The sequence below is a fragment of the Chryseobacterium ureilyticum genome (assembly GCF_900156735.1).
Lineage (GTDB): Bacteria > Bacteroidota > Bacteroidia > Flavobacteriales > Weeksellaceae > Chryseobacterium > Chryseobacterium ureilyticum.
The window spans coordinates 18374-43564 of sequence record NZ_FTOL01000003.1 but is presented as its reverse complement, the minus strand read 5'-3'; the positions used below and the strand labels follow the sequence as shown (position 1 = coordinate 43564).

21 protein-coding genes are annotated in these 25191 nt (G+C 35.5%); 10 read left to right on the top strand and 11 right to left on the bottom strand.

Annotated elements, in window-relative coordinates; genetic code table 11:
* Window positions 1-5: 5 nt before the first annotated feature.
* The 4 genes from BW983_RS09885 to BW983_RS09870 form a co-directional block, all read right to left on the bottom strand.
* Window positions 6-1160, bottom strand: a complete 1155-nt coding sequence (locus BW983_RS09885) for a TIGR03364 family FAD-dependent oxidoreductase (protein ID WP_076551816.1) — start codon at window positions 1158-1160, stop codon at window positions 6-8.
* 14 nt (window positions 1161-1174) lie between these two features.
* Window positions 1175-2482, bottom strand: a complete 1308-nt coding sequence (locus BW983_RS09880; RefSeq protein WP_076551815.1) for a DUF5690 family protein — start codon at window positions 2480-2482, stop codon at window positions 1175-1177.
* A 9-nt stretch (window positions 2483-2491) separates the two neighbouring features.
* Window positions 2492-5317: a TonB-dependent receptor gene (locus BW983_RS09875; RefSeq protein ID WP_076551814.1), complete on the bottom strand. Its 2826-nt coding sequence runs from the start codon at window positions 5315-5317 to the stop codon at window positions 2492-2494.
* Between the two features lie 345 nt (window positions 5318-5662).
* Window positions 5663-6232, bottom strand: a complete 570-nt coding sequence (locus tag BW983_RS09870) for a helix-turn-helix domain-containing protein (RefSeq protein ID WP_045492263.1) — start codon at window positions 6230-6232, stop codon at window positions 5663-5665.
* A 402-nt stretch (window positions 6233-6634) separates the two neighbouring features.
* On the opposite strand from BW983_RS09870, the gene BW983_RS09865 reads away from it, so the two are divergent.
* The 10 genes from BW983_RS09865 (at window position 6635) to BW983_RS09820 (ending at window position 16253) form a co-directional block, all read left to right on the top strand.
* Entirely contained in the window at window positions 6635-7342 is a 708-nt protein-coding gene (locus BW983_RS09865) for a response regulator transcription factor (protein WP_076551813.1), read from the top strand.
* 3 nt (window positions 7343-7345) lie between these two features.
* Window positions 7346-8749, top strand: a complete 1404-nt coding sequence (locus tag BW983_RS09860; protein WP_076551812.1) for a sensor histidine kinase — start codon at window positions 7346-7348, stop codon at window positions 8747-8749.
* A gap of 401 nt (window positions 8750-9150) precedes the next feature.
* On the top strand, window positions 9151-9645 hold the full coding sequence (locus BW983_RS09855; protein WP_065395475.1) for a hypothetical protein: 495 nt from the start codon (window positions 9151-9153) through the stop codon (window positions 9643-9645).
* A 30-nt stretch (window positions 9646-9675) separates the two neighbouring features.
* Entirely contained in the window at window positions 9676-10503 is an 828-nt protein-coding gene (locus BW983_RS09850; protein WP_076551811.1) for a YoaK family protein, read from the top strand.
* 327 nt (window positions 10504-10830) lie between these two features.
* On the top strand, window positions 10831-12621 hold the full coding sequence (gene mutL / locus BW983_RS09845; protein ID WP_076551810.1) for a DNA mismatch repair endonuclease MutL: 1791 nt from the start codon (window positions 10831-10833) through the stop codon (window positions 12619-12621).
* A gap of 5 nt (window positions 12622-12626) precedes the next feature.
* Complete coding sequence (locus BW983_RS09840; RefSeq protein ID WP_076551809.1) at window positions 12627-13355, top strand: rhomboid family intramembrane serine protease; 729 nt, start codon at window positions 12627-12629, stop codon at window positions 13353-13355.
* Window positions 13356-13364: 9 nt separating this feature from the next.
* Entirely contained in the window at window positions 13365-14366 is a 1002-nt protein-coding gene (locus tag BW983_RS09835; protein WP_076551808.1) for an endonuclease/exonuclease/phosphatase family protein, read from the top strand.
* A gap of 75 nt (window positions 14367-14441) precedes the next feature.
* On the top strand, window positions 14442-15413 hold the full coding sequence (locus BW983_RS09830; RefSeq protein ID WP_076551807.1) for an endonuclease/exonuclease/phosphatase family protein: 972 nt from the start codon (window positions 14442-14444) through the stop codon (window positions 15411-15413).
* A gap of 4 nt (window positions 15414-15417) precedes the next feature.
* Window positions 15418-15780 carry a hypothetical protein gene (locus tag BW983_RS09825; protein WP_076551806.1) on the top strand — a complete coding sequence of 121 codons (363 nt, stop codon included), beginning with the start codon at window positions 15418-15420 and terminating at the stop codon, window positions 15778-15780.
* 29 nt (window positions 15781-15809) lie between these two features.
* Window positions 15810-16253: a hypothetical protein gene (locus BW983_RS09820; protein WP_076551805.1), complete on the top strand. Its 444-nt coding sequence runs from the start codon at window positions 15810-15812 to the stop codon at window positions 16251-16253.
* Between the two features lie 68 nt (window positions 16254-16321).
* On the opposite strand, the gene BW983_RS09815 is transcribed toward BW983_RS09820, so the two are convergent.
* The 7 genes from BW983_RS09815 to murC all read right to left on the bottom strand — a co-directional run bounded on the left by BW983_RS09815 (window position 16322) and on the right by murC (window position 25185).
* Window positions 16322-17854: a GH3 auxin-responsive promoter family protein gene (locus BW983_RS09815; RefSeq protein WP_076551804.1), complete on the bottom strand. Its 1533-nt coding sequence runs from the start codon at window positions 17852-17854 to the stop codon at window positions 16322-16324.
* Window positions 17855-17959: 105 nt separating this feature from the next.
* Window positions 17960-18370, bottom strand: a complete 411-nt coding sequence (locus BW983_RS09810) for a BrxA/BrxB family bacilliredoxin (RefSeq protein WP_027372869.1) — start codon at window positions 18368-18370, stop codon at window positions 17960-17962.
* Window positions 18371-18831: 461 nt separating this feature from the next.
* On the bottom strand, window positions 18832-19278 hold the full coding sequence (locus BW983_RS09805) for a GatB/YqeY domain-containing protein (protein WP_076551803.1): 447 nt from the start codon (window positions 19276-19278) through the stop codon (window positions 18832-18834).
* A gap of 93 nt (window positions 19279-19371) precedes the next feature.
* On the bottom strand, window positions 19372-21264 hold the full coding sequence (gene ftsZ, locus BW983_RS09800) for a cell division protein FtsZ (RefSeq protein ID WP_076551802.1): 1893 nt from the start codon (window positions 21262-21264) through the stop codon (window positions 19372-19374).
* An 84-nt stretch (window positions 21265-21348) separates the two neighbouring features.
* The gene (gene ftsA, locus BW983_RS09795) at window positions 21349-22731 is read right to left on the bottom strand and encodes a cell division protein FtsA (protein ID WP_076551801.1); all 1383 of its coding nucleotides are present in this window, start codon (window positions 22729-22731) and stop codon (window positions 21349-21351) included.
* Between the two features lie 87 nt (window positions 22732-22818).
* Window positions 22819-23796 carry a cell division protein FtsQ/DivIB gene (locus tag BW983_RS09790; RefSeq protein WP_076551800.1) on the bottom strand — a complete coding sequence of 326 codons (978 nt, stop codon included), beginning with the start codon at window positions 23794-23796 and terminating at the stop codon, window positions 22819-22821.
* Window positions 23797-23826: 30 nt separating this feature from the next.
* Window positions 23827-25185: a UDP-N-acetylmuramate--L-alanine ligase gene (gene murC / locus BW983_RS09785; protein ID WP_076552260.1), complete on the bottom strand. Its 1359-nt coding sequence runs from the start codon at window positions 25183-25185 to the stop codon at window positions 23827-23829.
* Between the last annotated feature and the right edge of the window lie 6 nt (window positions 25186-25191).

Below are 25191 nucleotides of genomic sequence, written 5' to 3'. Positions count from 1 at the left end.
GAAATTTATGCGTAAATTTTTTCTATGTTAAACTTTGAGAAGCCCCCGCTTCCTGTCATTCCTTTTCCACCGATACCCGTTACAATATGAATATTCGGTGATGGGTTATGTTCAAAAATATCTTTTGATTTGCATTGAGAATATACCCCGAACCATCTTCTCTGAATATCATAAGTTGGAAGATCGATGATTTTCTTCGCTTCATGAATCATGAATTCATCAATTTCCATATTAAGATCAAAACCAAGATCATCCGCATTTTTAGCATCAGCATATTCGTGGGAATCACCAAGAATGATGGAACCATCCAGTGCCTGTTTGAACAATATATGAACTCCAAATTTTTTCTCAAAAGAATTCGCATCTTCTAATGACTTGATTTTCTGGAAAGAAGAGCATTCGCTGAATGATTCATATCTTCTGATGGAAAGCCCAGTCAGGATATTTCCCTGAAGAGAATAGATTCCCTGAGGTTTAGTTTGAAGCATCTGAAGCTTGCTGACTTCCAAATCGCTTTCATTGAATACATTAGGGTATAGTGTTTTGAACTCATGTCCGCCACAGATAATGATTTTTGATGCAGTGTATTCTTCTCCATCTGCAGTAATAGCCACACATTTCTGATCATTTTCATGGGTTTCCACAACAGTTGTATTATAAATGATCTGTAAACCCATTTTTTCCTGCAAAAGCTTGTGAAGCTTTACAATCATATCCGCAGAATCTACAGAAATTTCCTGAGGAAAGAACAATCCTCCTTTACAATAATCGGAGCGAAGACCATCATATTTCTTGATACAGTCATTTTTGGATAATAAAACAGATTCATAATCATTAATTTTATTTAATTCCGCTAATTCTTCAATCAACTGAAGTTCCTCATCATTGGATGCGATGTAAACAGAACCGTTTTGTCTGATGGTAAGATCTGCCTGAGCGTGAAGTTCATTATATATCGCGAGACTTTCTCTTCCGAAATTCTGCCATTTAAGATCCATTCCGGAAGGTACTACCTGTCCGAAGTTTCGTACGGTGGCACCCTGAGGTACAGAATTTCTTTCCAGTAAAGCTACCTTCAGATTTTTCTTCAGCGCGTGATACGCATGGAATGTTCCTAAAATTCCGCCACCCACAACGAGTAAATCAAATTTTGTTGTCATTGTACTATAATTTATTAGATTTTCGAAGTATCGAAATTGATGTATTGATTAGAATTTGAACTTGAATTAGAATTTGGTTTTGCCTTCTTCCTGAAAGCTAAAAAAGCAATAATAGAAAGGATTAAAACACTGATGGTAATAATATAATTCAGACTGATATAAAAATTTAGCCATGAAGTTTGAGCCGATCCGAAGTTTTTATAAAGCAGAATTAAAACACTTCCCAGATATCCGAATGAATCTACAATATAGATCAGAAAGCCTACATTCCCTTTAATATCAAAAGCAGCGATCATCCTGTCAAAGTAAATTCCATTAAACGGAATATAGCAGATGTACATCCCAAAACCGGAAATGGTCATCCATAAAAAAGGAGATAATGCATTCTGCTGAAATAAATAAGTAGAAAATCCTACAGTCAGAATTCCTGCAAAAAGAATATAGTGATAGTAAGCAAATGCCTTTTTATTATTTTTTACTTTCACCATAAAGCTTAGGATCAGAAGCACCATAATGGCAATTGGAATCTCCGTAAGGGTAAAAACAGAGCTGTCAAAGCTAAAATGAAGTCCGTCCCAGATCTCACGATTGAAATTATCCCTGAAATCCCTTAAAACCGTCAAGCAGATATACAGAAAGATAATGCAGACAATAGGTACAAAGAACTGCTGAACAAGCTCTTTTCTTTCTTTACCATTCAACGGTTGCCTTTTATTTTTAAGCATCACGTCTTCTTCACTAGGCTTGGGAATTCTTTCCAAAAGAAGCCCAAATAGAAGTAATGGAATAATAAAAATTAGTCCCGTAGAAAAAGGCATCCAGAATTCTGAAACAGCAAAATTATCCATCAAAAATTTTCCTACAGACTTGGTGAATCCTGAAGAAACTACAAAGCTTGAACAAAGAAAAAGCCCGATGATTTCCGTAGTTTTTCGTCCTTCAATGTATGAAAATACGATGCCCCAGATCATTCCCAACGGAATTCCGTTCAGAAACATAAAGAGAATGTTGTAAGGAGCAGGAACCACTGCAAATCCTAGCAGAGAAAGTTCTGCAACTGCAATAAAAGAGAATAGGTAAGTCAGTCTTTTTGCAGGTTTTAATTCAGAAATAAATTTAATTCCGATAAACTTTGAAATAAAATATCCTACAGCCTGTGCAATGATGATCAATATCTTATAATCAACTCCGAAATAAGAAAGCCCTTCAAAAGAAGCAACGGTAAAAGGTTTCCTGAAGCCATACATGCAGAAGTAGACACCAAAGGCGGCAAAGGCAGCCTTCAGTGTTACTAATGTTTTTTTATTGATAGTTCTGTCCATGATGATGGGTTAGAAATTCAGTTTTATTCCAAGGTTACATCTTACGCCATAATATTCTACCTGCTCAGGACGGTCTTCGTTTTTTCCGAAGTGGTAGATCAGGGGCTTATTCAGAATGTTGTTGATATCCATATACAGTCCAAGGTTTTTGGTAAACTGATAAGAACCTCCAAAGTCTAAGCTGCTGTATTTTCCGTAATAAGAGTCATTGATATCGGTTTCCGCGTATTCCACAGCATACTTTCCTTTGTAGTTGTAGGCAATTCTGGCGTTAAATCCTTTCTTTTCGAAGAACAGCTGTACATTGTACAATTCTTTAGCCTGATAGGGAAGAGCTACCTTTCTTCCGCTTGGCTTTTCCATTTCAGAAGTCATAAAAGTTGCATTTACCTGAGCACCAAAGTATTGTAAGAAACCTGGTAAGAAGTCAAATCTTTTATTGATTCCTAATTCAATACCACCTAGCCATGCCGCACTTCCGTTGTTGGGAGCAGAGAACTGTACTCCGTTCATACCATTATAATTTCCGATGAAAGAATCCTGGAAGATCGGATCAGTAATGGATTTGTAGAAAACACCACCACTTAAAATTCCGACATTTGAGAAATAATATTCTCCCATTAAGTCAAAATTCAAGGAATAGGTCGGATTAAGATCAGGGTTTCCACCTTTGAATTCATTATCCGCTTCAATATAAGTTCCACCAGGTGTCAGATCTCCGAAATTAGGTCTTGAAAAAGTTCTTGTTGCTGCGAAACGAAGATTGGTTTTATCATTTAAAGTATACTTCACATGAAGCATTGGAAGAACAGCAAGGTAATTTTTGGTATGTTCAACAGGGGTCAAAACATCATCAATTACATTATATCCTTTTACTTTTGTATTGGTATTGGATAACCTGATTCCTCCTAAAATAGTGATCTTATCATTCAGTTTATAAGTTCCCATTCCGTAAGCATCCGCATGCTTTTCAAAAACATCAAAGTTTCTTCCCAATGCTTTATTATATTCTAATGCTTCAGAATCAGCAGTATTGATCTTTAAATTCCCATTATTGTCATACCAAAACTGATTCATTCCTCCGGTAGAAAGTACTGGACCAAAAGTATTTCCGATATGAGCATTCATTTCACTTAAATACTTCCTTCCGTTTGGCTGAGTCGTAATAAATTGAGAATAATCTGAAAGAAGAGGCGCCGTTCCGTTGCTCCAGTTGTAGAAAATATCGGAGAACTTTGCATTACGCTCCTTATCTCTATACTTGAAACCATATTTTAAAGTAAGCTTTTCCGAAGCATTGATTTCGTGGTTGAAACCCGCTACAATTTTATCCTTTTCTTGTACAAAAACTTTGTAAAATTCAAGGTCGGTAAACCTCATTTGGGAAGCATCCATTTTAAAATCAGGATTGCTGTAGAAGCCAAATAAAGCGTCTGGATTTTTGTAATCTAACTTTCCGCCATCTGCCTTCCAGTAAGCTCTCGGACCATTTCCACGATCAGACATATAATCAGGATTGATGCCCACTCCCGATTGAGTATATTTGATTACATAATAAGAATTGTTCTGCTTATCAGGAATATTTCCGTACTTAAATTGATTATCATAATAAGATATATCCCAATCGATTTTTCCTTTATTTAAATTATGAACTCCACCCAATGAAACAGAAGTAAGCTGCGTGATTAATAGATTATGAATATTCTGAAGTTCTACTCTTGCTGTATTATTAGCAGAACTGAATTTATCAAATCTTACTCTGTGTTTGTAATGGGTCTCATCATCGGATAACGTTCCATACATTCCTTTTACGTATAATGTATTTTTAGGTGAAAGCACATATTCAAAGGCAGCATTGATCCCGGTTGTTTTTCTTACGCCGTTATAATCACGAAGTTCCATTCTGAAAACCCCTTCATCACCACTTCTTCTTGCCTCAAAATTATCCGTCGACCAGTTTCTGATAAAATGTGCAAAATTGAATAGGTATCCGAATTTTTTATCCTTAGTTCTTCCGCCATACAATAGCCCCAAGTTGTATACACCTTTATCAGCCTTAGCATTGTAACCGCTTCCTAATGTGGCTTTAAACTCCGTTTTCATAGGAGGCGTTTTGGTAATAAAATTGACCCCGCCACCAATTCCGTCCGCTTCAAGATCAGGAGTAAAAGATTTGTTGACGTGAACGTAAGAGATTAATTCCGTTGGGAAAAAGTCGAAGGCTGTAGCCCTGGAAGTTGTTTCTTCCTCAGCTGTCGGAAGCCTGTTTCCATTAATAGTTGTAGATGCCCAGAACGGAGGAAGACCTCGTAAAGAAACGAATCTTCCTTCACCCTGATCTCTTTCAATAGAAACACCCTGTACACGTTGTACAGTTTCTGCTGCATTTCGGTCCGGTAGTTTTCCGATTCCGTCAGAAGCAATGACATTCGTAATATTTATGGCGTTTTTCTGGATGTTTAAAGCTCGTGCTTCGGTATTCTTTAAGGTTCCGGTAACGACAATTTCATCAATATTCTTTCTCGGCTGAGATAATTTGATGGTTCCAAGATCTATTGTTTCATCAGTCTTTAGAGTAATAGTAATATCAGTGGTTTCATAACCGATATAGCTGATTTGTAGATTGTATGATCCTTCTTTAATATCATTAACGGTGAACTTTCCGTCAATATCAGTGGTTATATTTCTGGATAAACCTTTTATTTTGACTGTTGCGCCGGGAAGTGGCTGGCTGTCGTCAAGAACAGTTCCTATAATTAACTGCTTTTGTGCTGAAACAAAAACGATGAAACAGACAAAAACAAGGGTAAGTAATTTCTCTAATTTTGTTTTCATTTTTACATATATTAAATTTTTTATGCAAATCACGCTAATAATTTTAATATATATAAATATTTCGTATTAAGTATTGTTTAACAAATTCAAGCTGTTTATTACCCAAATTTTACTTTCTCAATCTTTTTGAAAAGAGAAAGTAATTAATGCTTTTATTTAATAAAATGCTTATTTATAAATGATTATAGATATTTTGTCTTCTGATTTTTGGAATCTGAGTTTTCTATAAAAAAGGAATTTTTGATTAACATACCGTTCATTTTAATCAAAAATGAAAAAGCAAAAGTTTACAAATAGTAAACTTTTGTAAGATATATTTGTAAAACTACTGATGTAATATGGATTCTACGCAGTATAAAAATAAAGAACAAGCATCACACAGCTTTCGTTACTGATGCTCACGGGAACGTGTGGAAATTTACCATTAAAATATAATGAATCACCTTCTTTCATAATGACTTCCTCATTATCAATGATATATTTTACTTCGCCTTTCAGTATATATTTAAACTCCCAGGCATCTGTGATTACCTTTTCCCTTTTAGAATTAGGCTCAAGAGTAAGTAATACGGCTTCAAAACCTAAAGAATGAAGACTTTTACTAAAGATATGCATATATTTAAAGCCTTCAGCCTCAACTTCTTTCTCAATAACCTGCTGGCTTTCTTTGGGAACATAAATGAATTTTGCATTGGACTTTTTCTCTACGCCTTCAAAGAAGTAACTCGCATCAATATCGAGAGACTGAATCAGATCTAATAAAACAGGAAGAGAAGGAATTGTTCTTCCATTTTCAATACGGGAAACAAGACCATTACTCACGTTAGCTCTGAAAGCCAATTCGTTAATGGTAAGATTGTTCTTCTTTCTGATATCCTTTAATCTCTTTCCGATGCCTATTAAAAAATCATTCATGTGTATTCAATGAAAGGCAAAGGTAATATTATTCTATATAGGTTGCATGATAGAATCAGGAATTCATAAAAAGGTAAAATGATAAGAACTGTAAAAAATAAAAACGCCGGGTTCGCAAGTTTATTAAGTATGCTGTTTTATTTTTCGATAGCAGAGGCACTTCATTCAGCTAAGAATACTATCATAGCTGAGTGAAACGCCGTTGCGATCGTTTTATAGTCATTATTCTGAAATTCCTTGCGACTGTTGCGTTAAAATCTAATTTATTTAAACTATGTTCATAAATCGTCTGCAATAGGTTTCTATTTTTAAACCTCTCTTTCCCCTTTTCCTTTCAATATACTTCGGGTTTGCCTATCCCGATAAAATTTCCCTATTTTTGTAAAACTCCTTATTTCATTTATGAAAAAAATTATTCTTATTGAAGACGAAACAAGCGTTGTCTCTTTTATTAAAAAGGGACTTCAGGAAAACGGATACGAAATTTCCGTAGCTTTTGACGGACGTACGGGTGTACAGCTGGTACAGGCAAACGACTTTGATTTGGTAATTTTAGATATTATGCTTCCGGAAATGAATGGTCTGGACGTTTGTAAGGAAATTAGAAAAACCAACCAAAGTGTTCCTATTTTGTTCTTGACAGCCTTGGGAACTTCAGAAAATATAGTGCTTGGTCTGGAAAGCGGAGGAGACGATTATCTAGTAAAGCCTTTCAAATTTATCGAACTGGTGGCACGCGTAAAATCTCTTTTGAGAAGAAGTAACAATAACGGACCACAAGAAACTGTAGAACCTGAACCGGATAATGAACACGTATTTCAGTTTTCGGATCTTATCGTAAATGATTATACCAAAAAGGTAACCCGTGGAGGAGAAGAAATAACACTTACTTCCACAGAGTATAAATTGTTGCTTTATTTCCTCAATAACCCTGAAAAGGTAATCTCCAGAGCAGAGATACTGGATACTGTTTGGGGTGTAAATTATGAATTGGGGACTAATGTTGTAGACGTTTATGTAAACTATTTAAGGAAAAAACTAGATAGTCAGGATGATAATAAACTGATTCATACGGTAATAGGTATGGGGTACGTTTTGAAAAAAAATTAATGAATGTTTAATAAAGTCATTACAAATCAGACCAAAACGATGGTACTTTTAATGTTGGTTTTTACCGCCATTATTCTGTTGTTCAGTGGTTTGGTTTACTTTTCAATCGTTAATTTTTCGCATCAAAGATTTTATGAACTTCTAAAGATCCGTACAGCAACCATTGTGCAGATCGAAAAAAGTAAAGATCATCTGGATCTCCCAGAAAATTATATTCTCAGTAGCCTGAACGATGAGGAACTTCCGATGGAAAAAGACTATGTTTTTGCCGTTCCTTCAGACTCTAATTTCAAAAAAATTTCAAAAGAAGTCCATATCCCAGACTACTTTTTTAAAAATATTCTCAAAAAAGGAGAAGATAACTTCAACGATAAAGAATTCTATTATATTGGTCAGAGTTTCAAATATGACGATAAAGATTATATTGCCATTGCTTCTGCCAAAAACCATTATGTAATCTATTACCTTGGATTCCTGAAAAGAACCTTGCTTACCTGTATCGTATTGTCATTGTTCTTCAGTATGATATTTTCATTTTATCTGTCTAAAACACTCTTTAGACCCATCCTTAAAATTACAGGAAAGGTAAAGGAAATCAGTTCTGAAAATCTTCATCTTCGACTGGAATCTCAACCTGATAATAAAGAACTTAACGAGCTGGTAGATACATTCAATGATATGCTCAACAGGATTGAAACATCTTTTGAAACCCAAAATCATCTGATCGGAAACGTTTCTCATGAGCTGAGAACCCCTTTGACATCTATTATGGGAGAGGCTGATGTAGCGCTTTCTATCAGCAGAACACCGGAAGAATATAAAGAAACACTGGAAATTATTCTGGACGAGGCTGAGAAACTTGATAAAAAGATCAAGGCACTTCTCATGATTGCACAAACCGGATTCGATGGGAAAATCCAGAAAATGGATAAAGTGAGAATTGATCAGCTGCTTTGGGATGTAATCGAAACACTTAGAAGAATTGATACCCGAAATAATATCTATCTGGATATCAATATGCTTCCTGATAATCCTAAAAAACTGAAAGTACAAGGGAATGAACAACTGCTTCACCTTGCAGTTGCCAATATTATCAGTAATGGGTGCAAATATTCTAATTTCCAGCAGGTAAAAGTTTCTCTTGGGGCTACAGATACTGATGTTTATATCATTGTCAAAGATAACGGTATCGGAATTCCTCAGGAAGAAATGAATAAAATCTATGATCCGTTTTTCAGGGCCTCCAATACCAATAATTACGAAGGCTATGGAATTGGGCTTCCATTAGCAAGAAACATTGTAAGAATGCATCATGGAGAATTGATTGTCACTTCCAATGAAAATCAAGGCACCACAGTACAAATGCGTTTCCCAAACTTTTATAGCACACAGAAAGAAACAGTGTAAAGCTGAAAATAAAAGTGATCAAAGACTTCCTGAAAATGCTTTGAAAGGATCTTTATTGCTAAAGAACCACATACCACTATTTTTAATCATTTTTAGATCAGCCGATATATTATAGGAATTATTTATTCGTGCATTAGTGGCTTAAAAATCTCAACGTAATACTTGGAAATCTCAGATTTTATCTGCTAAAAAAACAATGATTTAATTTATATCATTGATAATTAACATGTTGTGTTGTTTCATTTGCTGCTGTTTTTTCCATATTAATTCGCATTAACAATTTTCTAATCTCATTTTAATCTCTTTAATGACATTTTAATTCCGTTCCAAAGATCTTCTAATCTGACCGTTCTAGTTTTGTATCATCAAAAAAGATCAACACAAAACAAAATAATAAGAACATGGCTAAAACAATTTTAATTGCTACAGATTATTCTCTTGAGTCATTAAACATATTAAAAAAAGTATTAAAAGAGAAGGACGCTTCAGAAGATCAGAACCAATATAATATCATTCTAACTTCAGGATACGATTCCGGAGATTCTATCAGAGATCTTCTGTTCAATACAAAAACTACGGTTTTCAACAAAATCAGACCTGAAGAATTCTGTGATGGTTATGGAATTATCAAGAATAAATATCCTCATTTGGTTAACAAAATTATCTGCGATGTCTTTACCGGAAGCTTTCAAAGAACTTTCAATCAATACGTAAAAGCAGAAAACATTGAAGAAGCATATTATTCTTCATCCATTAAAAGTAAGGGTAAAGGCAAGTTTGATATTACGCCTTACATTAAAAAATGCAAAGATCTTACATCTCAGGATATAGCGATTGAGATCAGAGAAAGACTTCCGGAAAGAGGAAGGCTTGCAGAGATCTTTGTGGAAGCTTAAAAATAGAAACACAATTTAAAAATATAGAAAATGTTAAGAAATTATAGTAACAGCAGGACACTGGGAGACAATATCAGATTGGGGACGCTGACTGCCTTCACGGCAGGTACTATAAATATTGCATCCCTACTTATCTTCCTCTCTTTTACATCGAATGTAACAGGACATTACGCAATTCTGGCGGCAGAAATCAGTAAAGGTAACTGGTCTCAGGTTGCAGTAATGGGAAGTTGGATCTTTTTATTCTTCTTCGGAAGTTTTCTTTCCAACTTTATTGTAATTAATTTTAATAAAAAAAGTAAATATTTTGCTCATGCAATGCCTCTTGTATTGGAAATAATATGTTTATTTGGTGTTGGAGTATACGGACAGCTATACTATCGAAAAACATTGGAAGAAACAGAAGTATTGGTAGCAATAATGCTTTTCGCAACAGGATTACAGAATGGTTTAACGGCGAGTATTTCCAACTTCTCTGTAAAAACCACTCACCTTACCGGAACTACTACCGATTTAGGGATTTTAGTTTCTATGTTTACCCAAAAGAAATATAGAAAAAACGGAGAGCTAATCGGAAGAGCTAAGCTGCTGTCAAGTATTATGCTTGCATATGTGCTAGGTGCTGTTTTCTCAGGGTTAACTTATTATTATTTAGAATTTAGAGTATTTTATGTAATCAGCATATGTCTTCTTGTTGTCATCGGATATGATGCCTATAAAATTCATGTAAGACACTTTAATACCAAATACAGATACAACAGGATCTACAGAAAACCTAATCTTTTAGCCTATCTGTATGAAAAAATCCATGGTATCCCTAAAAGCAAGAAGAAAAGAAAACTTGTTTTTGAAGACTAAAATATCAGGTGAAGTAAATATCACTATTAATTTTTTGTATAAACTAGCTGTGAATGCCCTCTTTTTCTCTATGGAAAGGGGGCGTTTTTTAATTCTGAATACAATTAAATGTCTGTCTGCAAAAAACAGTAATCATGTTTTTGATGTCATAAAATCGAATGTCACTAAATTAAATCTCAACCCTTGCTAATGCCTGTGATTACAATCATTAAAAAAGATGATGGGGATAAATGTGGTAAAAATGTTGATAATTAAATATTAATTCACCGTTTTAATATTTTTATTCCCGTTTTCATTGACTATTTTTGTAAGTTGATTTACGTTTTTATGTCAGATATTATTCAGCTTTTACCGGATCATGTAGCTAACCAAATTGCAGCGGGAGAGGTGGTGCAGAGACCTGCATCCATCGTGAAGGAACTTTTGGAAAACGCTATAGATGCAGATGCAACGAAAATTGAACTGATCATCAGAGATGCCGGGAAAAACCTTATCCAAGTGGTAGATGACGGAAAAGGAATGTCTGAAACAGATGCCCGAATGGCGTTTGAAAGACATGCTACTTCCAAAATCAAAGGAACGGAAGATATATTTAAAATTGCAACCAAAGGTTTCCGTGGGGAAGCCTTAGCGTCTATTGCTGCCGTTTCCCAGGTGGAGCTGAGAACAAAACAGAGAGGTACCGCTATCGGAACCAATATTTATATCGAAGGCGGAGTATTTCAATTTCAGGATCCCGCCCAAACAGCTGAAGGATCAAACTTTCTGGTAAAGAACTTATTTTATAACGTTCCTGCACGCAGAAAGTTCCTGAAGAACAATAATATCGAATTCAGACATGTAATCGATGAATTCCAACGTGTTGCATTAGCACATGAAGGACTTGAGTTTTCTCTGTTTCATGATGACGAAGCGGTATTCAGATTAAGAAAAGGAAGTCAGATGCAGCGTATTGTAGATGTTTTTGGAAGAAAGCTGCAACCTCTTTTGATTCCTATTAAAGAAGATATTATCTGGTGTAAGCTTCATGGGTTTGTTGCAAAGCCCGAAGGCGCTAAAAAAGCAAGAGGAGAGCAATTCCTTTTTGTAAACGGCAGATATTTTAAAAGTCCATATTTCAATAAAGCGGTTCAGGAAGCCTTTGAAGGTCTTCTTCAGCCAGGATATGTACCATCATTTTTCCTTTATCTGGAGCTTGATCCGGAGAAAATTGATGTGAATATTCATCCACAGAAAACAGAAGTAAAATTTGAAGATGAGCACCTTATTTTTGCTTTGCTTCGTTCCACCATTAAAAGATCTCTGGGAATCTATAATGTTTCCCCAAGTCTCGATTTTGACAGAGATCCGGAGTTGGATGAAATGATGAATAAGCCAATTCCAAGCAAAGGAAATGGCGGTGGAAGCGGTGTTATCAAAATGCCGGAGATTATTGTAGACAGAGATTATAATCCGTTTTTGGAAGAAAAAAATGTAGTACATCCGGAAGAAATTCAGAATCTTACAGAAATGTACCATCAGAATATCACTGCAGAACCTTCAAAAATTAATTTATTTGAAGATGAAGATTTTGATGAAGACCTGATGAGGCTTCCCAACGGATATTGGTTGTTCAATAAAGGAGATGTAACCCTGATGCTGGACCTTGGGAGAATGCACAGATTATTGGTGTCTGAAAACAATAAATCTACCAGGAAATCTGCTACAAACAGCCATGCACTATTATTTTCTTTGGAGTATCATATGAATGAGATTGAGAAAAGTAAGTATGAATCTTTCAAAAAATATCTTCCGGAATTAGGGTTTGACATGAAAATTGCTCATGAAAGTGTACTGAGAATAGATTCACTTCCTGAGGGGTTAAAAGAAACACAGGCAATGCAGTTTCTGGAAAACCTTTTTGAGATCCTTGATTATAAGACTGAAGACGAATTTTTGCATTATTACCATAATCAATGGAACAAAATACACTCAAAGTCAAGGTTTGACTTTATTTATAAAAAAGATGCGGAACAGGTAATCAAAGACTTTACAGCTTTAGGATTTCCTGAGTTTTTACCGGATGGGAAAAGATGCTTCTATGAAGTTCCGTTTAATGATTTTAAAAACAAATTCTAAAAAATATGTTTAACAATATACCGCCAATTACAAGAAATATTATCATTATCAATGTGATCGTATTTATTGTTACATCTTTTATGGGGAACCAGGTTATCGGTTACCTTGCCGGGTTCTATCCATTTTCACCATTTTTTCATTCTTGGCAGATTATTACCCATATGTTTATGCATGGAAGCATCATGCATATTTTGTTTAATATGATGACGCTCTTTAGCTTTGGTCCTATTTTGGAACAAGTTTTAGGAGAAAAAAAATATTTAATTCTATACTTCCTAAGTGGTTTAGGTGCTTTCTTTTTATTTAATTTATGGAATTTCGTTGAAGCTCAGCAACTTTCAAGTGAATTACAACAATTAGGATTTAATGTTGGGGCTTATCTCTCTGGTGCAAGTGTTGAATTTGCAGGAAATGCAGATGCCGTTCTTAAGCAGAAAGAGTTATTGGAAAACTTGAAAGGTATTGTTGCAACACCTATGGTAGGTGCTTCCGGAGCAATTTTCGGCGTAGTTGCTGCCTTTGCAACATTATATCCTGATTCAAAAATAGGAATTATGTTTATTCCTGTTCCGATAAAGGTAAAGTACCTGCTACCTATCGTGATTGTTGTTTCTGTCTATCTGGGAATTTCAGGAAATGGGGGAGGAATTGCTCACCTTGCGCACGTTGGTGGGGCTTTGGTAGGCTGGATCTTGGCACGAATTTGGAAAAAGCATTTGTATAGATTCAATTAAAAAATTTTTGTGAAAATTTTCCGACTTATCATATTGATCCTGCATTTGGGAACTCTGTTTCTATTGCTGGGCTCTTTATTAAATGCTTATATTCCGCCTAAGATATTTCCGTGGTTTAATTTACTTTCTCTAGGGTTTCCTCTACTGATGTCTCTTTATATTATCCTGATTTTTTTCTGGATATTTAGCTGGAAAAAAAGAGCATTCTTATTCATGTTTATCGGTTTGATATTCATTAATCCTGTAAAAAGATGGGTTAATTTTTCATCAGAAAAAAAAGAGAATTCAAATCCAATAAAGATTGTTTCCTTTAATATCAAGGCTGGGACGATGGGAAAAGAAGAGGTTTTGAGCTATCTTAAAGCTCAGCATGCTGATGTTATTCTTACACAGGAGGATGGTGGAATCTCATATCCCTCATTAAAAGATTATAATAGAACCACTTCAAATGGTCTTTTAACGATATTATCAAAGCATAAAATATCCAATGAAAAGGTAATCTTTTCCGAAGACGAAAGTGTCTGGCTGCCCAGTGCACTTCAGGCGGATATTGAAATAAAAGGAAAAATGTATAGGTTTATTGATGTATACCTTTATCCATTCCAGTTTGAAAAAGAAATGATCAAGCTTGATGGGAATACGGATGCTAATGAACAAAAAGTAAAAGGTATTGTAAAAAAGTTAATTCCTACTTTTAAAAAGCATCAGGATCAGGTAAAGCAGATTCGTAAGGCTATTGACAGCTCTCCATATCCTGTTATTGTTGCCGGAGATTTCAATTCTGTTCCAAATTCTTACGAATATTACCATGTTTCTGAAGGCTTAGAGGATGCGTTTTTACTTACCGGAAAAGGAAGTGGAACCAGTTTCCATGATTATAAATTTCCAATCAGAATAGATTATGTATTTTTATCAAAATCTTTAACACCTATTTCCTACGTTGTTGACCGTTCTGTCAGTATTTCAGATCATTATCCTGTGATTTCTGAGGTGTCCTTAAGTGAAAAATAATCATAAAAATAGTTAAAATTTAACTGCTTGGTCAGATTTTTGCTTAGAAAAGAACGTACCAAGACCGTTTTTTTCATGAAGTCGAATCAGATATTGCTATTTATACATATTGCCGTTGCCGTTTTGCTGTTATGCACGCTGGGAAACGCATGGGTTCCACCTAATCTTTTGGGGAACCTTAATCTTCTGTCTCTTGGTTTTCCATATCTTATACTGGCACACCTTCTCCTTACTATGGTCTGGGCATTTAAAAAACAAAAAATTGCCATTGCTTTTGCTTTTGGTACTTTACTTTTTTTCAACCCAATAAGAAGATGGGTCAATTATTCACCCAAACCAGATAATTTAAAAACAATACGTGATATCAAAGTTTTAACATTTAATGTTAAATACGGAGAATATGGCTGGGATAAGGTGAAAGACTATATCAAAGCTCAGGATCCGGATATTATTTTAGTTCAGGAAAAAGACACCAACCGTGCTGTAAGACAAGATCTGGTAAAGTATCCTTCTGTAATTCTTAAAACAAAGCATAAGATTATAAGACAGGCAGAGATCATTGAAGATAATTCAAGAGGAAACTCTTTTTATGCAGATGTAAATATTAATGGAAAAATCATCAGGATTGTAAATGTTTACCTTGAACCTTTTAGACTTCATAAAACAATGTTTACAAAGCTGGATGCTTTTGGATTTGGGAATGTATCAACACTTCTTTCCCATATGATTCCTACGTTTCAGGCTCATGAAGATCAGATTAAAAAGATCAGAAGAACTATTGATTCTTCTCCTTATCCGGTAATTGTTGCAGGAGATTTTAATTCTGTTCCGAATTCCTATGAATACTACAGTCTTGGAAGAGACCTTCAAGATGCCTTTGTGAAGACAGGACAGGGGAGTGCAAGTAGTTTCCATGATTATAAAATACCTTTAAGAATCGACTATATTTTCAGTTCAAAATCAATTATTCCTCTGAGCTATAAAGTAGATCAGTCTGTGAAATTATCGGATCACTATCCCGTAATTGCAGAATTTCTACTAAATTAGTTCCATGAAAAATTTACTGCCGGCAATTTTTATTTTTACCATTCTGTTTGAAGCGTGTTCCAAGAAGGAATCTCCAGGATTTGAAGCTGAACAGGATATAAAAGTACGATATGATACGACTGCTATTGATTCTTTTTCAACAGGGGCTGTTACCGTGGATATTGCCCGTAAAATAAGAATGTCTTCTCCTCAGTATCTTGATTCCGTAAAACAGGTCCAAAAAGCTTTGGAAGAAGAGAAAAAGCTAAAGGCAGAGCTTGAAAAGGAAAACAAAAAGAAAGCCGAGGAAGAAAAGAAAAAAGAAGATGCTGAGAAGAAATCTAAGGCTTCCGAATCTTCACCTGCACCTGTTGTGAAGACAGAATAAACCAATCATCATTTTTAAAAATATACAGTATGAAAAAACAAATTCTTACAGCATTAGTGATTTCAGTATTCACTGTTGCATGTACAAAATCTACAACAAAATCAGAACAGGTAGAAAATCCGGACGGATCAGTTACAACAACGACAACCACTGTTACAGAAACGCCGTCAGGAGTTGACACTGCAAAGGTTAATCAGGCGAAAGAAAACGTTGACAAGAAATTAGATCAAGCCGGCGACAAGATTGATAATGCGGCTCAAAAAGCTAAAGATAAGATTGATGCTACTGCGGATAAGACAAAACAGGATCTGAATAAAGCAGGGCAGGATATTAAAACAGAAGCAAATAAAGTAGGTAAAGACATCAAATCCGGGGCTCAGGAAGCAGGAAAAGATGCTAAAGAAGCCGCAAGAAAAGGAGCTGCCAAAGTAGAAGATGCAGCTAAAAAATTAAAAGACGATTTAAGTAAATAATAAAAGAAAACCGCAATTGAACTCAATTGCGGTTTTTTATTTTTAATGATGAAATCAAAAACTGTAGCTTAAGTTTTCTCCATCATGACTTTGTTCATTTCCAATAAAGGATCTATATATTCTCTGTCATTACTTAATCTTGGTACCTTATTCTGACCACCAAGTTTGCCTTTGGATTCTAGCCAATGATAGAAGAGATTGTCCTTTGCAATGTGAACAATTGGTCTTCTCAATGTCATATTATTATATCTTTTCGCTTCGTAGTCCGAGTTTATTTTCTTCAAATGCTGATCGAAAGCATCAATAAAATGATCCAGGTTATTAGGAGACTGGCTGAATTCAAAGATCCATTCATGAGCTCCTCCTTCATTTTCTTTCATAAAAACCGGAGCTCCTGTAAAATCCGTGATTTGTGCTCCTGTTGCTTCACAGGCTTTCGATAGAGCAGATTCCACATTGGTAATCATTAATTCTTCCCCAAAGGCATTGATATAATGCTTGGTTCTTCCTGTGATCTTTATTCTGAAAGGATTTGTTGATGTAAATACAACCGTATCTCCGATAAGGTATCTCCAAAGACCTCCATTGGTTGTAATAACCATTGCATAGTTCTTTCCTATTTCTACATCTTCAAGACTTACTACTTTCGGATTTGAAAAATGGAACTGATCCATTGGGATAAACTCATAAAAGATACCGTAATCAAGCATTAGAAGCATTTCATCACTGTTCGATCTGTCCTGTATTCCGAAGAAGCCTTCAGAAGCATTGTAAATTTCGTAGTAATTGATGTTTTTTCCGATGATCTGCTTGAATTGTTCCCTGTAGGGCTTAAAACTGATTCCCCCGTGGAAAAACACCTCTAAATTAGGCCATAGCTCAGAAATACTGCTTATATCGGTTTCCTTCAATACTCTTTGGAGGAGAACCATCATCCAGCTAGGTACTCCAAGGATACTTCCTACATCTTCATTTTTTACTTCAGATGTAATTGCTCTAAGTTTGCTTTCCCATTCGCCCATCAAAGAAACTTTCTTGCTGGGTGTTGTAGTAATTTCAACCCAAAATGGAAGGTTATCGATAAGAATAGCTGATAAGTCGCCGAATTTTGTGTTAAAATCCGCATAAAGTTCGGAGCTTCCGCCTAAGCGTAAGTTTTTATAATTAAAAAGCTGGTTTTCAGGGTGATTGTTGGCGTAAATAGACACCATATCCTTTCCTGCTTTCATATGGCAATATTCAAGGCTTTCTGCAGAAATAGGAATGAATTTACTCTTGGCATTGGTTGTTCCGGAAGACTTTGCAAAATGCTTAATTAGTCCGGGCCAGCTTACATCCTTGTGTCCCTGTCTTGCTTTTTCAATAAAAGGTTCAAAATCCTCATACGTTACAATCGGAACCTTGTTTTTAAAGTCCTGATAACTTGAAATTGAGTTGAAACCATGAAGTTTACCGTATTCAGTATCTTCTGCATGAAACAGTTGAGAAAACAATATACCTTTCTGTGTTTCAATGGGATGATCCATGAAATTTTGAATCTGATCTATCCTCTGACGGATGAACCAGTTGACCACAGTATTGAAAAGTGCTTTTGTTGCCATTCCAACAAATATAATGATATTTGAATGTTTAGAAAATTTTTTATGGAGTTAAATAAAAAAACCGCTACAAAATATGTAACGGTTTATTATTGAGCTTATTATTTCTTAGCAATACTCGTCATAAGCAGCCTGAAGGTTTGCAGCAATAGCTCCTGCAGGATTTCCTTCAATGTGATGTCTTTCCAGCATGTGAACTAATTCCCCATCTTTGAAAAGTGCTACACATGGTGAGCTTGGAGGGAATGGAGCAAGGTGTTTTCTTGCTTCTACTACAGCTTCTGTATCAAAACCTGCAAATACAGTTGTTAAATGGTCAGGTTTTTTATCTCCTGTTAAAGAGTATACTACTCCGGGTCTTGCAGCACCAGCAGCACATCCGCATACGGAGTTGATTACTAATAATGTAGTTCCTGATTGCTTTAAAGCATCTTCCACCTGAGCTGGAGTTGTTAAATCCTGAAAACCTTTATCTGTAAGTTCAGCCTTCATAGGCATTACTAAATCTGTTGGATACATATATTTTGTTTTTTTATCAGTACAAAGTTAAACATTTCTTTACGTTTGTTCAATACATAATAACTATCAATACGTTAGTCAATATAAAATTAATTGAATATTAATAATATAACAATATTCATAAAAATGTGAATTAAAATTAGGAATAATAAAATATAATTATTAAATTTGAAATGATTCTGAAAAACAGACGACCATGAAAAAAACATTTACGGCTTTCCCTCAAGCAATCAACAATTTAAATACTGTCTGAAATATGGTAGTATCTAGACTCTTTCTTTAGTTTTTAATTCAAAACAGAATCAAGAACTTGAATATCCCACGAAAAATGAAGCCCGAGACTCAAAGTCCCGGGCTTCTTTAATCAAATCGATATGCAAAGGTTGTATATCCTTAGTTATGGAATGAGATGCACGTTTATGAGAGCAGTAATCCACCTGAACTCCTAAACTTAGCTCCCATTATGAAAGGAGTTTCTTAACCATCTCGGAAATACTTTTTCCGTCAGATTTCCCGGCTAATGCTTTTGAAGCAGCTCCCATTACCTTCCCTAAATCTTTAATAGATTCAGCTCCGGTTTCTGAAATAATATTTTTTATTTCTGTTTCTAATTCTTCAGCAGAAAGTTGCTTAGGTAAAAACTTTTCAATTACTTTCATCTGAGCTTCTTCTACTTCTGCAAGGTCTTGTCTTCCTTGAGCTGAAAACTGCTCAAAAGAATCTTTACGCTGCTTGATCATTCTCTGAAGAATAGCAATTTCCTGTTCTGCAGAAACTTCAGCCCCTCTGGCTTCTGTCTGTAAAAGAAGAATTTGAGATTTTACAGCACGTAAAGAATCCAAGGCAACTCTGTCCTTTTCTCTCATGGCTGTTTTAATAGCTTCGCTTATTGTATATTCTAAACTCATAGTTTTAAATTTAACAATGTATCAATGTAACAGTTTACCAATGATTATTAGTACATGTTGTTACATTGGTACATTTTTACATTGTTATATTAATTAGTCTACGTCTTTATTTAAAAACCTGTTTTCTCTGATCTGCATAGAGCCGTTGTTATCAGATAGATATGTGTTGATATTCTGATCCGATGCGTTGGTTCCGTCAATCGAAATATTTTTTCTTTTGAAAGCAGGAATAGATTCGAATTCACTTGTGCTGTCAAAGCTTTGGTATCGTGAATTGAATTCTTTTAGTTTATTTCTTCTTTCAATTACTCTTTCCTGATCAATTGTTTTATTCACGAAAGTGAATCCAGCTTCTTCAGTTTTTGGAGTTTCAATTTCTGTTCTGCTTTCATAAACAGGTTTTGTTTCTTCCTGTTTTTGGTAGAACGTTTCAATTTTTTGTTCAGGTTCCGCTACAGCACTTGTTGGAGCATTAAACTCTGCCTTAGGCTGTCCGTAATCCGTCTTAGGCTCGTTTCTGATAGGTTCATTAACGAAAAAGTTGAATTCAACCGGTTTCTCCTGTGAAGAATTATTGTTGAATACATTTCCAGACTGAGGATCTTCTTTTTTATTGTCGAAATCAAATGAGAAAGACTGAATTTCCAAATCGTTTGGATCTTCTTCCTCTCCTTCAATGGAAAGACTGTATTCTTCCTGCTCATCTTCATTTCTCCATCCTTGCTCAGGAGTATTGATCGTACTTTCTTCTTTATCAAAGAATTTTATTTCAGTTCTGATTTCTTCTTCCTGAATGATCATTTTTTTTTCGGTAGAAGTCACATTGAACGGAGTATCATGGTCTTCGTCATCTAGTCTGAATAGGCTTTTTCCTCCGAAATCATGAGTTACTTCAGGGGCAGACTCTCTTTCTTCTCTTGTTTTAAAAGGAGAAGATTTTGGGGTCTCTAAATTATCATTAAGACTGATTCTGATCTTTTCTGTAGGACCTGAAAACTTCTTATTGTCATTAGAGAATCCTGTAGCGATAACAAGTACGCTTACTGCATCTCCCAATTCTTCATCAGCACCCACCCCAAAAATAATATCTGCTGTATTTCCAGCTTCTTTCTGGATGTGGTCCATAATGATACCGATTTCGTCCATAGTAACTTCTTCTGCACCACTTCTGATCAACAATAGTACGTTTTTAGCGCCTGTAATTTTGTTGTCATTCAATAGTGGGGAGTCTAATGCTTTTCTTACGGCTTCTTCGGCTTTATTTTCACCGGAAGCAGTACCTGTAGACATTAGAGCGGTACCAGAGTTCTGAAGCACAGATTTAGCATCTCTAAAGTCAATGTTTACATCAAAGTAACCTGTAATAACTTCTGCCATTCCTTTAGCGGCATTTGCTAACACTTCATCTGCTTTAGAGAATCCCTGCTTGAATCCAAGGTTCCCGAATTGCTGTCTCAGTTTGTCATTGTTGATAACGATTAATGAGTCAACATTATTTTTTAATTTATCAAGTCCGTTTTCGGCTTGTTCCAATCTTCTTTTTCCTTCAAAGCTGAAAGGTACGGTAACGATACCTACAGTTAAGATTCCCATGTCTTTTGCTACTTTAGCAATAACGGGAGCAGCTCCGGTACCTGTACCACCACCCATTCCGGCAGTGATGAACACCATTTTTGTGTTCTGTCCCATAGCAGCTTTGATATCTTCAATACTTTCAATTGCTGATTTTTCTCCTACTTCAGGATCAGCACCAGCTCCAAGACCTTCTGTAATAGAAGTTCCCAATTGAACCTTATTGGCAACGGGGTTATTATCCAGGGTCTGGGCATCTGTATTGCAGACCACGAAATCAACTCCGTGGATTCCTTTTTCGTACATGTGCTTTAGAGCGTTGTTTCCTCCGCCTCCTACACCGATTACTTTTATGATGGATGAATTTCCCTTTGGTAGGTCAAATGAAAATCCTTGTGTACCTATATTTTCCATAACTATACTTTTAATAATGATAATTGATTACTGATAATTGATAAGGAAAAGATCGTTTATCACTTATCATTCATCATTTATAATTTACTCTACTTCTTCAAAGAATTTTTTTACTTTTTCCATAAGCGACTGCCCAAAGGTCAATTTCGCTTTTCTGTTTTCTTGCTTTTCATTTGCAACAGGTTGTTCCTGAACAGGAGCTGCCTGCTGAATTGGCTGAACCGTTTCTGCCTGCATAGGAGCTGCTTCGGGCTTAGTTTGCTCTTTTACAGTCTCTTCGATGTCATCAACAGTCTGTTTTTTGTCTCTGATCTTCAAACTTTCCATCAGTAATCCAATAGATGTAGCAAATTCAGGACCTTTCAGATACTGATTTTTATCGTTGGCAATGTATTCGTTCGCAAAACCGATTCTACTGTCAAAACCTGTTGTATAATTGGCAAGCTGGCGAAGGTGTTTTAAGTTTGAACCACCACCTGTTAAAACAATTCCGGCAATCAGTTTTTTCTTTTGTTCAAAAGCTCCGTATGCCTTCAGCTCTGTGTTTACCATTTCTAAAACTTCTTCTACTCTTGCATTGATAATCTGTGCAAGGGTTTTGAGTGAAATTTCTTTATCTGGTCGCCCGTGAAGCCCGGGAATTGTTACAAAAGTACTGTCTTTTTCCAATTCGGGAACAGCCGAACCGAATTTTACTTTCAATTGTTCTGCATGTTTTTCAATAATGGAGCATCCTTCTTTGATATCTTCGGTAATAATTCCGCCTCCGTATGGGATTACACAGGTATGACGAATGATATTATCTTTAAATATAGCAATATCTGTGGTACCACCACCAATATCTACGATTGCTACTCCAGCTTCTTTTTCTTCTTTGGTAAGAACGGCTTCTGAAGAGGCTAATGGTTCCAATGTAAGGGCTTCCATTTCTAATCCGGCTTCACGAACACATCTTGCAATGTTTCGGATGCTTCCCATCTGTCCCACTACCACGTGGAAATTAGCTTCTAAACGCTTACCGTGCATTCCTACGGGTTCCTGAATTTCCCCCTCGGAATCTACTTTATATTCTTGTGGAAGTACATGGATAATTTCTTCTCCAGGAAGCATAACCAGCTTCTTGACCTGATCTTTTAAGGCTTCAATGTCATCATCTGTAATGAATTTATCCGGATGTTCACGCATAATATAATCGGAGTGCTGCAGAGAACGGATGTGTTTTCCTGCAATACCTACCGTTACTTTGCGGATAGGAACCCCAGCACTGGATTGTGCTTCGGATACTGCAGCCTTGATTGAATTAATTGTTTGTGAAATATTATTCACAATACCTTTATGAACACCAAGACTTTTAGCTTTTCCTACACCGAGAACTTCTATTTTCCCGTGTGCATTCCTTCTTCCGACAATCGCGACTATCTTTGTTGTCCCGATGTCCAGACCTACTGAATACTCTTGATTTTCCATTTTTATATCGATTTGATTTTTTTCTACTTTTTCTATAATCAGGATTATCTCCTGTTTTGTGTTAATTTGTCCTTTTATGCCTGTTTTTTACTCTATTTTTACCTTTGCTTTCGGCTTAGATTTAGACTGTGCCGGGACTGTTGATTTTTTTTCCGGTTTTTTAGTTTCCTTTTGTTGTGTTTTTGGTTTTGTACTTTCTTTCGGTTTTACGGACGTCGAGCTTGTTTTTTTTACTTCAGTTGTCTTTGGTTTTACTTCAGGCTTTTTTGCAGTTGCTGCCAGCGCAGGTGCTTTTGCCATTTCAAGTTTACCAGCTTTCAGGATACTGTCATTTTCTTTGAAATAAGGGTTTAAAGTGGTTACAATCTGGTTCTGATATTTTACAGATACCATGCTGTATTTTTGAGGATCCTGATAAACCAGGTACTTTTCCACAAAGGTTTTAAATCCTTTTACCTTAAAGTCAATATTATCCAAATCTCCTATTTCTACTCTGTAGTTTCCTTCGCTTGTCAGAAGATTATAGCTGTCTTTGCTTTTTGAGATTCCGATGAAGAATTTTTTACTGAAATCATCTTTATCAATTTTTCCAACTAATTCTGCCAGTTTCTCATATTCATCCGGTTTAACATTTCCTGTTACCAACATGCAAGGATGAGAATAGGTCTTTGAAATTGGGAATTCAACTCCTTTTTCATCTACATAAAAGTCTTTTCCGTCCTTATTAAGCCTAAAAATCGGGACTCTCTGTTTGATATCCAGGTTTAGTTTACCGTTTAGGTTCAGATAGACATTGGCACTATCTACAGCAGGAAGTAAATTGATTTTTTTCTCTAAAGCAGGGATGTTAAGATCTCCTACGTTTCCTGATGGGTTTTCTTTTTTTACAATGTTCCTGATGTCTTTTTCATCAACAAAGTAAACCGGAGTTTTTTCATTCATTTTTACAGAAATATTATTGTCTGTAATCTTCTGGCGGCTGAATCTCTTCAACGAGAAACTCAGTAACAATCCCAGGATGATTACGGTGATAACAATTTTTAATATTCTGTATTTATTTTTCATATACTTTCTTCGCGAGCGTTGCGTTTATTCTCAAAGTTTCTCTACCCATTCACAGATTGGGTCGTACAGTGTATCTATGTTTCCTGCACCGACTGTAAGAAGGATATCAAAATCTTTTTCTTTTATTTTTTCAAAAGCATCAGATAAATTCGATACTTCTTTTTTATCTAATGTTACTTTTTCCAATAACCAGCTTGAAGTAACTCCTTCAAAGTTCTCCTGAAGTTCTCTTGCAGGATAGATATCCAATAAGATCAATTCATCAGCATTACTTAAACTTTCTGCAAATCCGTCGACAAAATCTCTTGTTCTGCTGAACAGGTGTGGCTGGAATACTACCAGTAGTTTTTTATCCGGATAAAATGTTTTAATAGAGCCCATTACCGCATTGATTTCTGTCGGATGGTGAGCATAGTCATCAATATAAATTTTACCGTTTTCGTAGATATGTTTGGTATATCTTCTTTTAATTCCTTTAAAATTGGCAATTGCTTTTTTCAGCGTATCAAAATCTGCGCCCAAATTGTGCAAAATAGCCAGTGCTACCGTAGCATTTTCTACATTATGTATTCCCGGAATCTCCCAGACAAAATCTTTTATTGTTTCTGTAGGTGTATGGAAGTCAAAATAAATTTTATCATGATCCATTCTCAGGTTATCTGAGTAGTAATCTGCCTTTTCGTTTACTGCATAAGTTTTATGTCCTCTTCCGATTTCTACTCCTTTTCTTACAAACAATTGTTTATCTTCGGGTACCAGAGCTGCAAATTGTCTGAAACCTTCTTCAATATGGCTTTTATCGCCATAGATATCTAAGTGATCTGCATCTGTTGATGTTACTACTGCCCAATCCGGAGAAAGGTTCAGGAAGCTTCTGTCATATTCATCTGCTTCTACAACAGAATAAGTAGAGCCATTGTACAAAAAGTTTGACTTAAAATTCTCAGAAATACCTCCTAAAAAGCATGAAAATGGTAGATCTGCTTCTTTGCACAGATGAGAAACCAGAGTAGATGTTGTCGTTTTTCCGTGGGTTCCTGCTATGGCGATACAGTCAGTATTTTCTGTAATTAATCCTAAAACTTTTGCACGTTTTAAAACTTCAAATTGATTTTGATTGAAGTAATCTAAGATTCCCAGGGTTTTAATTGCCGGTGTATAAATTACTAATGTATCTTCTTTTTGAAGGGAAGTGATCCTTTCATCAATAAGATCTTCGAAAACAATATCGATCCCTTCTTTCATCAGATTCTGAGTAAGTTTGGTGTTGGTTTTATCGTAACCCAATACTTTTTTTCCGGACGCATTGAAATAACGTGCTAATGCACTCATTCCGATACCTCCGATTCCAACGAAGTAAAAGTTTTGATATGTTTCTAAATTATTCATTTTCAT

Coding starts and splice junctions, on each gene's coding strand:
- mutL (WP_076551810.1), top strand. CDS start 10,831: ATGTCAGATATTATTCAGCTTTTACCGGATCATGTAGCTAACCAAATT.
- BW983_RS09870 (WP_045492263.1), bottom strand. CDS start 6,232: ATGAATGATTTTTTAATAGGCATCGGAAAGAGATTAAAGGATATCAGA.
- BW983_RS09880 (WP_076551815.1), bottom strand. CDS start 2,482: ATGGACAGAACTATCAATAAAAAAACATTAGTAACACTGAAGGCTGCC.
- BW983_RS09840 (WP_076551809.1), top strand. CDS start 12,627: ATGTTTAACAATATACCGCCAATTACAAGAAATATTATCATTATCAAT.
- ftsZ (WP_076551802.1), bottom strand. CDS start 21,264: ATGGAAAATATAGGTACACAAGGATTTTCATTTGACCTACCAAAGGGA.
- BW983_RS09855 (WP_065395475.1), top strand. CDS start 9,151: ATGGCTAAAACAATTTTAATTGCTACAGATTATTCTCTTGAGTCATTA.
- BW983_RS09825 (WP_076551806.1), top strand. CDS start 15,418: ATGAAAAATTTACTGCCGGCAATTTTTATTTTTACCATTCTGTTTGAA.
- BW983_RS09820 (WP_076551805.1), top strand. CDS start 15,810: ATGAAAAAACAAATTCTTACAGCATTAGTGATTTCAGTATTCACTGTT.
- BW983_RS09885 (WP_076551816.1), bottom strand. CDS start 1,160: ATGACAACAAAATTTGATTTACTCGTTGTGGGTGGCGGAATTTTAGGA.
- murC (WP_076552260.1), bottom strand. CDS start 25,185: ATGAATAATTTAGAAACATATCAAAACTTTTACTTCGTTGGAATCGGA.
- BW983_RS09830 (WP_076551807.1), top strand. CDS start 14,442: ATGAAGTCGAATCAGATATTGCTATTTATACATATTGCCGTTGCCGTT.
- BW983_RS09865 (WP_076551813.1), top strand. CDS start 6,635: ATGAAAAAAATTATTCTTATTGAAGACGAAACAAGCGTTGTCTCTTTT.
- BW983_RS09810 (WP_027372869.1), bottom strand. CDS start 18,370: ATGTATCCAACAGATTTAGTAATGCCTATGAAGGCTGAACTTACAGAT.
- BW983_RS09875 (WP_076551814.1), bottom strand. CDS start 5,317: ATGAAAACAAAATTAGAGAAATTACTTACCCTTGTTTTTGTCTGTTTC.
- BW983_RS09815 (WP_076551804.1), bottom strand. CDS start 17,854: ATGGCAACAAAAGCACTTTTCAATACTGTGGTCAACTGGTTCATCCGT.
- BW983_RS09790 (WP_076551800.1), bottom strand. CDS start 23,796: ATGAAAAATAAATACAGAATATTAAAAATTGTTATCACCGTAATCATC.
- ftsA (WP_076551801.1), bottom strand. CDS start 22,731: ATGGAAAATCAAGAGTATTCAGTAGGTCTGGACATCGGGACAACAAAG.
- BW983_RS09805 (WP_076551803.1), bottom strand. CDS start 19,278: ATGAGTTTAGAATATACAATAAGCGAAGCTATTAAAACAGCCATGAGA.
- BW983_RS09860 (WP_076551812.1), top strand. CDS start 7,346: ATGTTTAATAAAGTCATTACAAATCAGACCAAAACGATGGTACTTTTA.
- BW983_RS09850 (WP_076551811.1), top strand. CDS start 9,676: ATGTTAAGAAATTATAGTAACAGCAGGACACTGGGAGACAATATCAGA.